This window comes from Catellatospora sp. TT07R-123 (assembly GCF_018327705.1).
GTDB lineage: Bacteria > Actinomycetota > Actinomycetes > Mycobacteriales > Micromonosporaceae > Catellatospora.
On record NZ_BNEM01000002.1, the window covers coordinates 3,258,888 to 3,272,433 of the forward strand.

Annotated in this window: 15 protein-coding genes; 10 read left to right on the top strand and 5 right to left on the bottom strand. The window is 70.8% G+C overall.

The window, feature by feature from the left end; translation table 11 throughout:
• Positions 1 to 64: 64 nt before the first annotated feature.
• A complete protein-coding gene (gene asnB, locus Cs7R123_RS34230) occupies positions 65 to 1,957 on the bottom strand; it encodes an asparagine synthase (glutamine-hydrolyzing) (protein ID WP_212832756.1) in 1,893 nt (630 codons plus the stop codon).
• A gap of 168 nt (positions 1,958 to 2,125) precedes the next feature.
• Here asnB and Cs7R123_RS34235 point away from each other — a divergent pair, with 168 nt between their 5' ends.
• The 6 genes from Cs7R123_RS34235 to Cs7R123_RS34260 all read left to right on the top strand — a co-directional run bounded on the left by Cs7R123_RS34235 (position 2,126) and on the right by Cs7R123_RS34260 (position 8,670).
• Positions 2,126 to 2,833: a response regulator transcription factor gene (locus tag Cs7R123_RS34235; RefSeq protein WP_212832757.1), complete on the top strand. Its 708-nt coding sequence runs from the start codon at positions 2,126 to 2,128 to the stop codon at positions 2,831 to 2,833.
• Complete coding sequence (locus Cs7R123_RS34240) at positions 2,830 to 4,530, top strand: cell wall metabolism sensor histidine kinase WalK (protein WP_212832758.1); 1,701 nt, start codon at positions 2,830 to 2,832, stop codon at positions 4,528 to 4,530. Before Cs7R123_RS34235 ends, Cs7R123_RS34240 begins: the two co-directional genes overlap by 4 nt.
• 144 nt (positions 4,531 to 4,674) lie before the next feature.
• On the top strand, positions 4,675 to 5,739 hold the full coding sequence (locus Cs7R123_RS34245) for an ATP-dependent DNA ligase (RefSeq protein WP_212832760.1): 1,065 nt from the start codon (positions 4,675 to 4,677) through the stop codon (positions 5,737 to 5,739).
• Positions 5,740 to 5,775: 36 nt separating this feature from the next.
• Complete coding sequence (locus Cs7R123_RS34250; RefSeq protein ID WP_374707055.1) at positions 5,776 to 7,308, top strand: alpha/beta hydrolase; 1,533 nt, start codon at positions 5,776 to 5,778, stop codon at positions 7,306 to 7,308.
• 286 nt (positions 7,309 to 7,594) lie between these two features.
• The gene (locus tag Cs7R123_RS34255) at positions 7,595 to 8,230 is read left to right on the top strand and encodes a DUF433 domain-containing protein (protein ID WP_212832762.1); all 636 of its coding nucleotides are present in this window, start codon (positions 7,595 to 7,597) and stop codon (positions 8,228 to 8,230) included.
• The gene (locus Cs7R123_RS34260) at positions 8,227 to 8,670 is read left to right on the top strand and encodes a DUF5615 family PIN-like protein (RefSeq protein WP_212832764.1); all 444 of its coding nucleotides are present in this window, start codon (positions 8,227 to 8,229) and stop codon (positions 8,668 to 8,670) included. The genes Cs7R123_RS34255 and Cs7R123_RS34260 overlap by 4 nt, the downstream gene beginning before the upstream one ends.
• Positions 8,671 to 8,711: 41 nt before the next feature.
• Here the strand turns inward: Cs7R123_RS34260 and ligD are convergent, their stop codons facing one another.
• Complete coding sequence (ligD, locus tag Cs7R123_RS34265; RefSeq protein WP_212832766.1) at positions 8,712 to 9,734, bottom strand: non-homologous end-joining DNA ligase; 1,023 nt, start codon at positions 9,732 to 9,734, stop codon at positions 8,712 to 8,714.
• Positions 9,735 to 9,763: 29 nt separating this feature from the next.
• Between ligD and msrB the strand changes: the two genes are divergently transcribed.
• Positions 9,764 to 10,165, top strand: coding sequence for a peptide-methionine (R)-S-oxide reductase MsrB (gene msrB / locus Cs7R123_RS34270; RefSeq protein ID WP_212832768.1), 402 nt, complete (start codon positions 9,764 to 9,766; stop codon positions 10,163 to 10,165).
• A gap of 51 nt (positions 10,166 to 10,216) precedes the next feature.
• On the opposite strand, the gene Cs7R123_RS34275 is transcribed toward msrB, so the two are convergent.
• Both Cs7R123_RS34275 and Cs7R123_RS34280 read right to left on the bottom strand, forming a co-directional pair.
• Positions 10,217 to 10,483, bottom strand: a complete 267-nt coding sequence (locus Cs7R123_RS34275; RefSeq protein WP_244872322.1) for a type II toxin-antitoxin system RelE/ParE family toxin — start codon at positions 10,481 to 10,483, stop codon at positions 10,217 to 10,219.
• Entirely contained in the window at positions 10,480 to 10,767 is a 288-nt protein-coding gene (locus Cs7R123_RS34280; protein ID WP_212832770.1) for a type II toxin-antitoxin system Phd/YefM family antitoxin, read from the bottom strand. The genes Cs7R123_RS34275 and Cs7R123_RS34280 overlap by 4 nt, the downstream gene beginning before the upstream one ends.
• A gap of 94 nt (positions 10,768 to 10,861) precedes the next feature.
• On the opposite strand from Cs7R123_RS34280, the gene Cs7R123_RS34285 reads away from it, so the two are divergent.
• Both Cs7R123_RS34285 and Cs7R123_RS34290 read left to right on the top strand, forming a co-directional pair.
• Positions 10,862 to 11,023, top strand: coding sequence for a hypothetical protein (locus Cs7R123_RS34285; RefSeq protein ID WP_212832772.1), 162 nt, complete (start codon positions 10,862 to 10,864; stop codon positions 11,021 to 11,023).
• Between the two features lie 77 nt (positions 11,024 to 11,100).
• A complete protein-coding gene (locus Cs7R123_RS34290; RefSeq protein ID WP_212832774.1) occupies positions 11,101 to 11,583 on the top strand; it encodes a DUF4231 domain-containing protein in 483 nt (160 codons plus the stop codon).
• On the opposite strand, the gene Cs7R123_RS34295 is transcribed toward Cs7R123_RS34290, so the two are convergent.
• Positions 11,580 to 11,981 carry an ArsC/Spx/MgsR family protein gene (locus Cs7R123_RS34295; protein WP_244872323.1) on the bottom strand — a complete coding sequence of 134 codons (402 nt, stop codon included), beginning with the start codon at positions 11,979 to 11,981 and terminating at the stop codon, positions 11,580 to 11,582. The genes Cs7R123_RS34290 and Cs7R123_RS34295 overlap by 4 nt on opposite strands.
• Positions 11,982 to 12,066: 85 nt before the next feature.
• Between Cs7R123_RS34295 and Cs7R123_RS34300 the strand changes: the two genes are divergently transcribed.
• Positions 12,067 to 13,485: a SigE family RNA polymerase sigma factor gene (locus tag Cs7R123_RS34300; RefSeq protein ID WP_212832776.1), complete on the top strand. Its 1,419-nt coding sequence runs from the start codon at positions 12,067 to 12,069 to the stop codon at positions 13,483 to 13,485.
• Positions 13,486 to 13,546: the final 61 nt, after the last annotated feature.

Genomic DNA, 13,546 nt, shown 5'->3' on the forward strand with positions numbered 1-13,546 from the left:
GACTAACCGTCGGCGGTGATCAGGAAGCTGTGCCGCCGACGCGCCGTCGAGCCGTGCCATAGGTTCATGATCGACGGGTGAGGGGGGTGGGGTGGGAGGAGAGGGGGGTGGGGGTGGACTGTTCGATGAAGGTGGCGTGCCAGAGGCAGAACATCAGGACGGTCCAGACCTTGCGGGAGTTGTCGGCCTCGCCGCGCTGGTGGGCGGTGAGGAGCGTGCGGGCGTACGACAGGTCGAGGTGCTCGTCGGCGGCGGAGGTGGACAGCAGCTCGTGGGCCCAGTCGCCGATCTCGCCGCGCAGCCATACCCGGGCGGGGGTGGCGAAGCCGACCTTGCGCCGCTGGGCGACCGAGGCGGGCAGCAGACCGGCCACGGCGGCCCGGAGCAGCTTCTTCGTCTGCGGGCTGTCGGGTGAGACGCGCAGGGAGGCCGGGATGCGGGCGGCGACCTCGTACACGCGGCGGTCCAGGAACGGGACGCGCAGCTCCAGCGAGTGCGCCATGGACATGCGGTCGGCCTTGGTGAGGATGTCGCCGGGCAGCCAGGTGTGCAGGTCGATCAGCTGCATCCGGCTGACCGGGTCGAGCTGCGCGCTGCGGGCGTACACCTCGTCGGTCACGTCGGTGCGGGGTGCCGCCGCCCGGCCGCGCAGCAGCAGCGCCTTCTGCTCGGCGTCGAACATCCGGGCGTTGCCGTAGTAGCGGCGTTCCAGCGGGGTGGTCGCGCGGGCCAGGTAGCTCTTGCCGCGTACGCCCTCGGGCATCGCGTCGGAGACGCGGCGCAGCGCGCCCTGGACGGGGCGGGGCAGCCGCTGCACCGGTGCGGTGGCGAACGGCTCGCGGTAGATCTCGTACCCGCCGAACAGCTCGTCGGCGCCCTCGCCGGACAGCACCACCCGCACCTGCTCGGACGCGGTGCGGGCCAGGAAGTACAGCGGGATCAGGGACGGGTCGGCCAGCGGGTCGTCCAGGTGCCAGACGATGCGGGGCAGCTCGCGCAGCACGTCGGCGGCGGTGACGACGGTGGGGGTGAACCGCAGCCCGAGCCCCCAGGCGGTGTCGCGGGCCAGTTCCAGTTCGGAGTAGCCGTCGATGTCGAAGCCGGCCGAGAAGACCTGGAGATCCGGCTTGGCCTCGGCGGCGAGCGCGACGACGGCGCTGGAGTCGACGCCGCCGGACAGGAATGCCCCGACGGGCACGTCGGCGACCAGGTGCGCCCGTACGCTGTCGCGCAGCGCCTCGCCGAGCTGCGCCGCCAGCGCCTTCTCATCGGCGGCGGGGCTCGCAGTGAAGGCGGGCTGGAAGTGCCGGTGCACCTGGACCTGACCGCCCGGCTCATAGGTGAGCGAGCATCCGGCGGGCAGCCGGCGCACGTCGGCACTCATCGTGTACGGCTCAGGCACGTACTGCATCGACACGTAGTGGGCCAGCGCGTCGGGGTCCAGGGTGCCGCCGCCGCCCGCCAGCGACTTGCGTTCGCTGGCCAGCCACAGTCCGTCGGGGGTCAGCGCGTAGTGCAGCGGCTTGATGCCGAACGGGTCCCTTCCGGCGTGCAGGCGGCGTTCCCGGCGGTCCCACAGGACGTACGCGAACATCCCGCGCAGCCGCCGTACGGCCTGCGGACCCCAGTGGTGGAACGCCGCCGCGAGCACCTCGGCGTCACCGGCGGTGGCGAACACGGCGCCGTGCTCGCGGGCCAGTTCCTCCCGCAGCTCGCGGTAGTTGTAGACCTCGCCGTTGAAGCACAGGTCCCAGCGCTGCTCGTGGGTCAGCGGCTGGCGGCTGCCGCCGACGTCGATGATGGCCAGCCGCTGGAATCCCATGGTCACGCCGGGCTGCGGGACCGTGACGACCATGTCGTCGGGGCCCCGGTGCCGGATCAGGTCCAGTCCCGCCGATACCGCGTCGCACGCGTCGCCCTGGCCCAAGGCGCTGATGAAGACCACGAAGCCGCACATCCTGTGCCCTCCTCCCGTTGCAGGCAATCGAGCGGAAGGTAGGGGGCAACCTGTTAAGGGGTTATCAAGATCTGATGTGTGACCGATGTCGATAGTCTCCGTGCGGCGACACCGGCTCAGGCCTTAACAGGTCCTTCACAGCCGGGTGGGCACAATGCCCGCAGACCTATGGGGAGGTGGGGCGTGACGGCTCGGATCCTGGTCGCGGAGGACGATCCCAAACAGGCCAACGTCATCCGCATGTACCTGGAGCACGAGGGCCACAGCGTGCTGTCCGTGGCCGACGGCCGCGCCGCGCTCGACCAGTGCCGGGCGCGCCGCCCCGACCTCGTCGTGCTGGACGTGATGATGCCGCTGGTCGACGGGCTGGACGTGTGCCACATCCTGCGCGCCGAGTCGGACGTGCCGATCATCCTGCTCACCGCCCGCAGCACCGAGAACGACATCCTGCTCGGGCTCGACGTCGGCGCCGACGACTACATCACCAAGCCGTACAGTCCGCGCCAGCTCGTCGCGCGCATCCGCGCGCTGCTGCGCCGCACCGGGGTGCTCGCCACCGAGGCCAGGGCGCCCCTGGTCGTCGGCGACCTGGTCGTCGACGCGGCCCGCTTCGAGGTGCGGGTGGACGGGCGCCCCGTCGTGCTGACCGCCAAGGAGTTCGGCATCCTGGAGGTGCTCGCCGCCGAGCCGGGCCGCGCGTTCACCCGCGCGCAGATCATCGACCGCGCCTTCGGCTTCGACCAGGACGTGCTGGAACGCACCGTCGACGTGCACGTGATGAACCTACGCCGCAAGCTCGAACAGGATCCGGCCGAACCGCGATACGTGCAGACGGTCTACGGCCGCGGCTACCGGATGCCGCAGGCGCCCGCGTGACCTTCAAGCTCCGGGTCTTCATCCTCGTCGCCCTGGTCGCGCTCGTGGCCATGGGCGTCAGCACCTACCTCACGCTGCGCTTCGCCGAGTACGAGGTGGCCGCCTCGACCCAGACGCAGCAGCAGACCCTGCGCGAGATCGCCGACCGGATCACCAAGTACGGCCGCGACCACGGCACCTGGGAACGGGTCGCGGACCTGGCCAAGCAGCTCGCCCAGCAGACCGGCAGGCGCATCCGCCTGGAGACGCAGGCGACCCGGGTCGGCCTCGTCGACACGGCGCTGCTGCTCGGCCAGCCGGTCATCCCCGTGGCGGAACTGACCGCCCCGGTCGACCCCCGGCCGCAGTTGGAGCTGACCGATGCGGAGTGGGGCAAGGGCGGCCTGATCGTGCTGGACGCCGTCGAGCGCTACCGGCAGGAGATCCGCTTCGCCGCCTGCCTGACCCGCACCGGCGTCGACCCGGTCGCCGTCTCCGTGCAGCGCGGCGTGCCGACCTTCTCCTACTACGACGCCCCGTCCGTCGCCGTCGCGGACTGCCGGGAGGGCCTGGTCAGCAGGCCGCAGGTGCTCGCCCTCGACCAGACCGAGGTGGCGCGGTGCGACCCGTCGGCCGAGGCCGCGCGCCCCGGCGACAAGAGCACGCCGCGTACCGACGGGTCCGGCCCCATCGCCGTGCAGGCGTGCCTCCAGGAGGCGTACCTCACCCGGATCAGCGGCGTGGGTCCCGCGCCGTTGCAGCTCGCGATCGCCCTCGACGCGACGACGATCTCCGCGACACCGGTCGCGCTGGCGGTGAGCGTGGTCGCCGTGCCGATCATCCTGGGCACGCTGCTGCTGAGCCGGCAGGTGCTGCGCCCGATCCGCGAGCTGACGCTGGCCGCGCGCCGCTTCGGCCGGGGCGAGCTGGACCGGCGCGTCGCCGTCGAGGGCGGCGGCGAGCTGGCGCAGCTGGCGCTGGACTTCAACCACATGGCCGACTCGCTGCAACGCAGCGAGGAGCAGCAACGCCGCATGATCGCGGATGTGGCGCACGAGCTGCGTACGCCGCTGGCCAACCTGCGCGCCTATCTGGAGGCGCTGGAGGACGGGCTGGTGACGGCCGACGCGGCCCTGTTCCACTCGCTGCACGAGGAGGTGCTGCTCCAGCAGCGGATCGTCGACGACCTGCAGACCCTGGCGCTGGCCGAGGCCGGCCGGTTGCAGTACCACTGGTCGACGGTCGACCTCCGGGAGCTGCTGGAGAGCTGCCGGACGGCGCATCAGCCGTCGGCGTCGGCGGCCGCCGTCGAGCTGGAGGTGGTGGCCGCCGAGCCGGCGGTGTTCGTACACGCCGACGCGTACCGCCTGCGCCAGGCCCTCGGCAACCTCGTCACCAACGCGGTCCGGCACTCGGCGGCGGGATCGGTGGTCACCCTCGCGGCCGCCCGGTCCGGGCCGGACGCGCTGCTGACGGTCACCGACCGGGGCAGCGGCATCGCGGCCGCCGACCGGGCGCACGTCTTCGACCGGTTCTGGCGCGCCGACCGCGCCCGCAGCCGCAGCAGCGGCGGCAGCGGCCTCGGCCTGGCCATCACCCGCCAGATCGTCCTCGACCACCAGGGCGACATCTCCCTGACCAGCGAGCTGGGCCACGGCACCGCCGTCACCATCCGCCTCCCCGTCCACGACGACCCGCCCCCCGACCCGGAAAGGTGATCACGGCGCCAGGGTGGGGACACACCGTCGAACACGGCTTCAGGTTCATGATCAACCTGGGAGGGGGCGGGGAGGTGGCGGGGAGGGAGCTGGGAATACGGGTGGTTGCGCACGGGGTGGGGGGTTTGCTGGTTGACTGGGGGTATGGATTTGCCCGTACTCCCCCCGCTGGAGCCGATGCTGGCCAAGCCGGTGTCGAAGCTGCCAGACGAACCGGGTATGACGTTCGAGCCGAAGTGGGACGGCTACCGGTGCATCGTGTTCCGCGACGGTGACGAGGTCGAGCTCGCCAGCCGGGGCGGAAAGTCGCTGACCAGGTATTTCCCCGAGGTTGTCGAGCTGGTCAGGAAGCAGTTCCCGCAACGGTCGGTGATCGACTGCGAGATCGTGGTGATCCGGCGCGAGGAAGGGCAGCTCCCCCGGCTGAACTTCGACCTGCTCGGGCAGCGCATCCACCCGGCCGCGTCCCGGGTGAAGAAGCTGGCCGTCGAGACGCCCGCCGACGTGATCGCGTTCGACCTGCTGGCGCTGGACGACCGCCTGCTCATGGACGAGCCGTACGCCGCCCGCCGGGCCCTGCTGGAGCAGGTGCTCAGCGGCGTGACCCCGCCGGTGCACCTGACGCCGGTCACGACCGACACCGGCACCGCCCGCGAGTGGTTCACCGCGTTCGAGGGCGCCGGGCTCGACGGGCTGATCGCCAAGCCCGCCGACATGCCGTACGCCCCGGGCAAGCGGCTGATGTTCAAGTTCAAGCACTCGCGTACCGCCGACGTCGTCGTCGCCGGGTTCCGCTACCACACGTCCGGGCCGATCGTCGGCTCGCTGCTGCTCGGCCTGTACGACGACCACGGCACCCTGCACCACGTCGGGGTCAGCTCGTCGTTCACGGCCGCGCGCCGCAAGGAGCTGCTCGACGAGCTGGAGCCCTACCGCAACCCGGACGAGCATCCGTGGGCCGTCGCGGGCGAGGGCCAGCGGGTGCCCGGTGCGCCGAGCCGCTGGAGCGGCACCAAGGACCTCTCGTTCGAACCGCTGCGTCCCGGGCTCGTCGTCGAGGTCGGGTACGACGCGATGGAGGGCGACCGGTTCCGGCACACCGCCCAGTTCCAGCGCTGGCGGCCCGACCGCGAACCGGAGTCCTGCCGCTACGACCAGCTCGACCGTCCTATCAGCCTCAACGTCGACGAGGTACTGGCTACCCCGTAGGCTCGGGCGAACCCACTGGGGGGAGTGAACACGCTCGTGCGTCTCAGGATCGATCACCGCGTGGTGCGGCTGTCCGTCGCGTTGCTGGCCGCCGCCACCACCCTGACCGGGTGTGTGCTGCCGCTGCCGGACTTCGGAGGCCGCCCGCAAGCCGCCCGCAGCCCGGAGCCGGGCTGGCGGCTTTGCCCGGAGGTGCCCGCCGAGCTGCTCGGCAAGGCCCCTTCCGGATACACCTTCGAATGCCGCACGGTGAAGGTGCCGCAGGACTGGAACAAGCCCGACGACGGCAACACCTTCGACATCGCGGTGATGCGCGCCCGCGCCACCGACCAGCGCGACCGCATCGGGTCGCTCATGGTCAACCCGGGCGGGCCGGGCGCCTCCGGCATCGACCTGGCGTCGTACCTGACCCGGGGCCTGCCCGCCGAGGTCACGCGCCGGTTCGACATCGTCGGCTTCGACCCGCGGGGCGTGGGCCGCTCCGATCCGGTGGACTGCTACACCGACGCCGACCTCGACGCCACGTTCGGCGCCGACCCCGACCCGCGTACGCAGGCCGAGTTCGACGCCAACGTCGACCTCACCAAGCGGATGGTCGACGGCTGCAAGGCCAAGCTCGGCGACCGCCTGAACAAGTTCTCCACCGAGCAGGCCGCCCGCGACATGGACAAGATCCGCCAGGATCTGGGCGAGGACAAGGTCAACTACCTGGGCTACTCGTACGGCACCCTGCTCGGCGCCGTCTACGCCCAGCTGTTCCCCGACAGGATCCGGGCCATGGTGCTCGACGGCGCCGTCGACCCGACCCTCGACTCGACCGCCTCGGCGCAGAGCCAGGCGATGGGCTTCGAGCGGGCCTTCGACAACTTCACCACCTGGTGCGACGACAACCACAGCCGCTGCCCGATCGACGGCAACGCGCGCGAGGTCGTCATGAAGCTGATGGAGGAGGCGCGCACCAAGCCCGTCGGCAACAGCGACGGCCGGTACGCCACCCCGGGCTGGATCTTCTGGGGCGTCGTGTCGGCGCTGTACACCAAGGCGCGCTGGCCCGACCTGGGGCAGGCGATCGGCGACCTCCAGCAGGGCAAGGCCGGACCGATCATGGCGCTGGCCGACTCGTACGCCGACCGCGACGCCAACGGCGTCTACACCAACCTGTTCGACGCCAACGCGGCCGTCAACTGCGCCGACGAGGCCAAGCCGGTCCCCGTCGAGCAGATCCGCAAGTACCAGGAGGAGTGGCGGCCCAAGTACCCGATGTTCGGGGCACCGCTGGCCGTCGGCATGCTGACCTGCGCGGTCTGGCCGGGGCCGCGTGACCCGTTCCCGACCGGGCAGGCCAAGGGCGCCCCGCCGATCCTGGTCGTGGGCACGAAGGGCGACCCGGCCACGCCGTACGAGCAGACCCAGAAGCTCGCCGACATGCTCGGCACCGGCGTCGTCCTCACCTGGGACGGCGAGGGGCACACGGCGTATCCGGAGACCCGGTGCATCACCAGCGCGGTGAACCGCTACCTGATCGACCTCAAGGTCCCCGCCGCCGGCACGGTCTGCCCCGCCCAGTAGCGAGGTAAGGAAGGGCACCTTCGTCGGCTCGCATCGCGAGGGCGAAGGTGCCCTTCTTCATCCTCGGGCTCGTGATGACAGCACCAGTCAGTCATCAACCATCTCCGCTGGACACCAGGTTGACTAAGTCGTACAGTGCGGGGTGCAGGTATTTCGACTGTTGTATGCGTATCGCGAACGGGTGACGAGGCTGATCGCCCCGGCTGGTGCCCCTCGGCGACGCCCGCGTGGTGACAGGATGGCCGAAGCGACCCGCCAGCGGCACGGACGAGGTGAGGAGGTGTGAATGTCGTACGAACCGAAGCTGGCAGCAGCTCTGTCCGGGGCGACGATGGCTCAGCTCGCGCACTGGCGGAAAGGCACCGACGGCGACGGCGCGATCCTGCTCCCCGAGCTGTCCCCGAACCGGCCCATCCTGTACTCGTTTCGCGACATCGTCGCGCTGCGCATGTGCATCACCCTGCGCCGCGCCTCCTCGCTCCAGAAGATCCGGCGCGCCCTGATGACGCTGCGCGGCGATCTCGGCGAGCGCGACCACCTCTCGCGTTACACGCTGGTCTCCGACGGCGAGACGATCTACCTGGTGACCCACGACGAAGCGGTCGACCTCGTCCGCAGCCGCGGCAACATCGTCATCCATCAGATGGTCGAGGTCCTCGGCCCGTACTACTACGACGGACGTCATGTGCCCGCGCTGTTCCAGCCGCGCCGTCACCTCAGTGTCAGCCCTGCCGTACGCGGCGGCGAACCCGTGATCACGGGCACTCGCGTGCCCGCCCTCCAGGTCGCCAGCCTCGTGCGCGACGGCGTCGAGCCGCAGCAGGTCGCCTCCATCTACCCGGGCGTCAGCGCGGCCGCCGCCGAGGACGCCGTCGATTTCGCGAACTACGCCGACAGCTACCTGCGGCGGGCCGCGGCTTGAAGATCCTGCTCGACGAGAACGTCGCCATGCCGCTGACCAACGCGCTGCGCTCGTTCCTCTTCACCCACGACCTGCGCCACGTGAGCGAGGAAGCTGCCTGGTCCGGCACCCCCGACGTGGAGCTGTACAAGCGGGCGGCCCAGGAGGGCTACGACGCGGTCCTCACCACCGACGCCAAGCAGATGCAGCGGGCCAACGAGGTGGCGGCGATCGCGGCGTCGGGCATCCACCGCATCGAATACTCGCAGCGGCATGCCGGACTGGTGGGGCTGGGCGTCGCGATCGGCACGGTGTGCGCCGGTCTACCGGTGGCGCTGGCCGAACTCGCGGACGCGCCATCGCAGCAGCTGGTCTACCTGCAGGGCGTCGACCCGACGAGCCGTGCACGCCTCAAGATGACCGATCCCGCGACCAGCCCGCCCAAGTTCTGGCCAGCCTGAAACGGCGAACGGCCACACAGGCAGTCAGGTGCCGGAACTCCTCACTCCCCCGTGTCGCGCGCACGGCTGGGCTGGACGCGCATCGGTTCGCCCGGCATCTTCGGGTAGTCCGGCGGGTACGGCATCTCGCCGAGCCCGCGATCCCGCTCGTCCCGCTCCCACCACTCCAGCAGCACCGACAGGTCATGCGCGACCCCGTCCAGCTCGGCGTACAGATCCCCCACCTGCGCCAGCCGCACCGGCACCGTACGCAGATCGAAGTCGTCCGGCTCGACCGACTTCAACTCGTCCCAGCTCACCGGCGTGCTCACCGTCGCCCGGGGGTTGGCCCGCAACGAGTACGGCGCCGCGATGGTCCGGTCCCGCGCCATCTGGTTGAAGTCGATGAACACCTTCTCCCCCCGTTCCTCCTTCCACCACGCCGTGGTGATCCGGTCGGGGTCGCGCCGCTCCAGCTCCCGCGCGAACGCGATCACGGCGTGCCGCACGTCGATGAACGACCACCGCGGCTCGATCCGCACGTAGACGTGCACCCCCCGACCGCCGGAGGTCTTCGGGAAGCCGGTCAGCCCCGCATCGGCGAGCACCTCCCGGGCCAGCCCCGCCACGTGTACGGCGTCGGTGAAGTCGGTGCCCGGCTGCGGGTCGAGGTCGATGCGCAGCTCGTCCGGCTGCTCGGTCTCGGGCGCCCGCACCGGCCAGGGGTGGAACACGATCGTGCCCATCTGGGCGGCCCACAGCAGCGCGCCGGGCTCCCTCGGGCACAGCTCGTCGGCCTTGCGCCCGGACGGGAACTTGATCTCGGCGGTGGTGATCCAGTCGGGCACGCCCCGGGTGGGCACGCGCTTCTGGTAGAACATCTCGCCGTCGATGCCCTCGGGGAAGCGCTGGAGGGCGGTGGGGCGCTCGCGCATGTACCGCAGCATCGGCTCGGAGACGGCCAGGTAGTACTCGAACACGTCCCGCTTGGTGTAGCCGGGTCCGGGGAAGTAGATCTTGTCCGGGCTGCTGAGTCTTACCGATCGATTACCGACCTCGTACTCGAGCGCTTCCGCCTTGGGCATGGCACGAACCTACCGCGTACTGTGCGGGTATGGAGCAGAACATCAGCCACCTGACCGAGGACGAGTGGCGCGTCCGGCTCAATCCGGAGGAGTTCCGGGTGCTGCGCCAGGCCGGCACGGAGGCGCCCTGGACCGGCAAGTACGTCGAGACCAAGACCCCGGGCACGTACCGCTGCCGCGCCTGCGGCGTGAAGCTGTTCGAGAGCGTCACCAAGTTCGACAGCCACTGCGGCTGGCCGTCCTTCGACGAGGCCATCCCGGGCACGATCCGCTATATAGAGGACCGCTCGCACGGCATGGTGCGCGTGGAGGTGCGCTGCGCCAACTGCGACTCCCACCTCGGCCACCGCTTCGACGGCGAGGGCTTCACCGCCAAGAACGCCCGCTACTGCATCAACTCGATCAGCATCGATCTGGAAGAGCAGGCGTAACAGATGCCCGCCGCGTCCAGGGCCACCTGCGGTCCCGGAGGCGGCGGGGATTCATCGAGTGCGGTAGACGGTCGACCGGCGTTGCACGTTGGCGACCTCTACCAGCACTAGTTCATCGTGTATGGCATAGATGATCCGATATTCTCCCCGCCGGGCGGAATGAAGGCCAGTCAGCTCCGCGATCAGCGGTTTCCCCACCCGCTGCGGGTTCTCAGCCAGCGGCCCGGCGCAGAACTCCAGCACCGCCCACGCAATCCGCTCAGGCAGCTTTGCGATGTCACGCCGCGCGGCGGCAGTGAACTCGACGCGATACGTCACTCCGTCTCACCGGCTCGCGCACTGCGTGCTTCGAGGTCACGACGGATGTCATCCATGCTGAACCGCTCCGAATCGGTCAGCGCATCCCTGATCTCCTCGACGATCCCGGGTTCGGAGAGGATCTCCAGCGTCTCCTGGAGCGATTCAAGATCCTCGTACGAGATGAGCACAGCAGCGGGCCTGCCGTTCTTCGTGATCACAACACGCTCGTGGGTCGTCTCGACCGAGGTGACCAGTGGCGAGAGGCGGTCTCTGACATCGGCGAGCGGCAGCGTGGTAGTCATGTACAGAATTATGGCGCTCTCGTGCGGAGGGCCGCAACCCACCCCCCAGCCGGACTGCTGATCGCTGGTTGACAGCCGCCTTACCTTGAGCGCCATGATGATGCTCGGGGGAACAGCGGCTCAGGCCGCGTCATTGGCCACTCAAGACGCATTCCTGCGGATCGAGGGCGGCCCGGCCTGCTGCCTTTGCGTGCTCGTACTCATCGGATTCGGTTTCGGTGCATACGCTCTCGGCCGCCGCAACAAGAACAGCTGACCTGTCGGGTATGGACTGGTGCCCGGCCGTATGCCGTGCCACCATCATCGGGAATTCCTGGGACGGGAGGACCGGCGGTGGCGGACGGCACGGCGGGCACGCACTGGTGGCAGCGGCTGACCAGCCCCGGCGGCGGCACGCTGCCGCTGAGCGTCACCGAGCGCCTGTCCTGGTATGAGCGCCAGGTGCGCAAGCAGCGCCGCGGCAACCACACCCTGGAGGCCACGACGGTCGTGCTCGCCGCGGGCATCCCCGCCGCGGCCGCCCTGGGCGCACCCGCGGCGGTGACCGCGGTGCTCGGCGCGCTGGTCGCGGTCCTGGCCGGGCTGCGCCAGCTGCTGCGGCCGGGTGAGAACTGGATCCGCAGCAGCGGCACCCTGGTCGCGTTGCAGCGGGAGGCCGTGCTGTGGAGCGCGGGCCGCGCGCCATACGACGGCGACAAGCCCGACGCCGCCCTGGTCGAGAACGTGGAGGCGCTGGTCGCCGACGAGGCGATGCGCTGGGCCGACCAGCGCAGCGCCCGCCGCGCCGCGGCCGACCCGGAGCGCCAGCCCGCCTAGCTCTGCCCCGAGCTCTCCCCTGCCCGCTCGACCGCCGACCGCAGCGCCTCGGGGCTGCGGCCCACGACCGCGCCGCCGTCGTCGAGCAGGATGATCGGACGCTGGATGAGCTGCGGGTGCGCGGCCATGGCGTCGATCCAGCGCCGGCGGCTCGCCGGGTCGCGGTCCCAGTCCGCCAGGCCCAGTTCGGCGGCGACCGGCTCGCCCAGGCGGCACACGTCCCACGGCTGGGCGCCGAGGCGGTCCAGCACCTCGGCGAACTCGTCGGCGGTCGGCGGCCGCGTCAGGTACGACCGCAGCCGCACCGGCACCCCGGCCAGCTCGAACGTCTCCCGCGCGGTGGCGCACTTCGAGCACGACGGGTTGTTCCACATCTCCACCCGGCCATCTTCGCGCACCGAGATTTCTTCGCCGTAGGGGCAACCTGGCCGGGCCCCGACCCGGTACGTCATCCTGTCCAACCGACAGGAGACGGGGCGGGGAATGGCTGACTCGGGGTTCGAGGAGTTCGTGCGGGTGCGGTCGCACGTGCTGCTGCGCACGGCGTACGCGCTGACCAGGGATCACGCGCTGGCCGAGGACCTGCTCCAGACCGCGCTGGCCCGGTCCTGGTCGGCGTGGCGGCGCATCGATGGCGACCCGGAGCCGTACGTGCGCGCGGTCCTGGCCAACACCTACAACTCGTGGTGGCGCCGCCGCTGGCACGGTGAGCAGCCGACCGAGGTGCTGCCCGAGACCGTCGGCGGCGCGCCGCAGGACCGGGTGGCCGAGCGCGACGGGGTGTGGCAGGCGCTGGGGCGGCTGTCGCGGCAGCAGCGGACGGTGCTGGTGCTGCGCTACTTCGAGGACATGAGCGAGGCTGACATCGCGTGGGCGCTGGGCATCTCGGCGGGCGCGGTGAAGAGCCACGCCGCCAAGGGCCTGGCCCGGCTGCGGCTGGACCCGACGCTGCTGCCGGTGCCGGTCGACGACGCCCCGGTCGGCAACGAGCGGCTGGCGGGGGTCCGCGCGCGCGTCCGGCAGCGCCGCAACGGCCGCCTGGCGGCCGCCGCGACGGCGGCCCTGGTGGTCGCGGTGGTGCTGGGCCTGCTGCTGGTTCCGGGGGTACGGCGGCACAGCCTGCCCGACCCCGCCGTCTCCTGCTCGGCCGGGCTCGACCTGGACGGGGCGGTGTACGTCGACGGCAACCACGTCGTGGCACAGGCCTCCCAGCCGTACGCCCTGGGTAACACCATGCGTTTCACCTGGACGCCCTCGGCGGTCGATCCGGCCATCGTCTACGGCGCCTGCAACCAGGCGGCCGGACCGGACACCCTGATCATGATCGCAAGGGTCAACGGCGCCAAGGTGCTGCGGGTCAGGTGCGCCTCCGGGTCCGCGACCGGCGGCTACACCACAGACCGGCTCAACCTCGCAGCCCTGGGTCTGCGGCCGGGCAGACCGGTCGAGGTGACCGTCCAACTCGAAAGGGGCGAGGCCCAGACCACGCTGGACCGGCTGGGGAAGATGGAGGTCGGCATCGGCGAGCCGGTCCCGTTCGACCAGTACCCGCTGCCCTCGCCTCCCCCGGTGCTGGAACCGCTGGTGCGCGATCCCACTGACGCCCCGCCGCACGCGGTCGTGCTGGACCAGGGCACGAACCGGCCGGTCAAGCTGCAATGGACCGGCGGCTTGCAGATCATCGGCCGCGCGCAGACGCCCGGCGTGCTGCGGATCAGCGTCAACGGCGTGCCCGTGCAGGACATGAACTGGTGGGACTACGACCAGCGCACCCTCAGCTATTACGTCGGCGGGCCGAACGACTTCCCGTCGATCGCCGCCGAGGACCAGGTCACGGTGTCGATCGAGCCGGTGGGCTTCACCGGGGACTGGTTCGTCGCGATCGTCCAGGCCTGGGGTTGAGCCCCGGCATGGGGCACCTGGGCAGCCGGGCAGGTGGATTAGCATTAATCAACCTGAACAG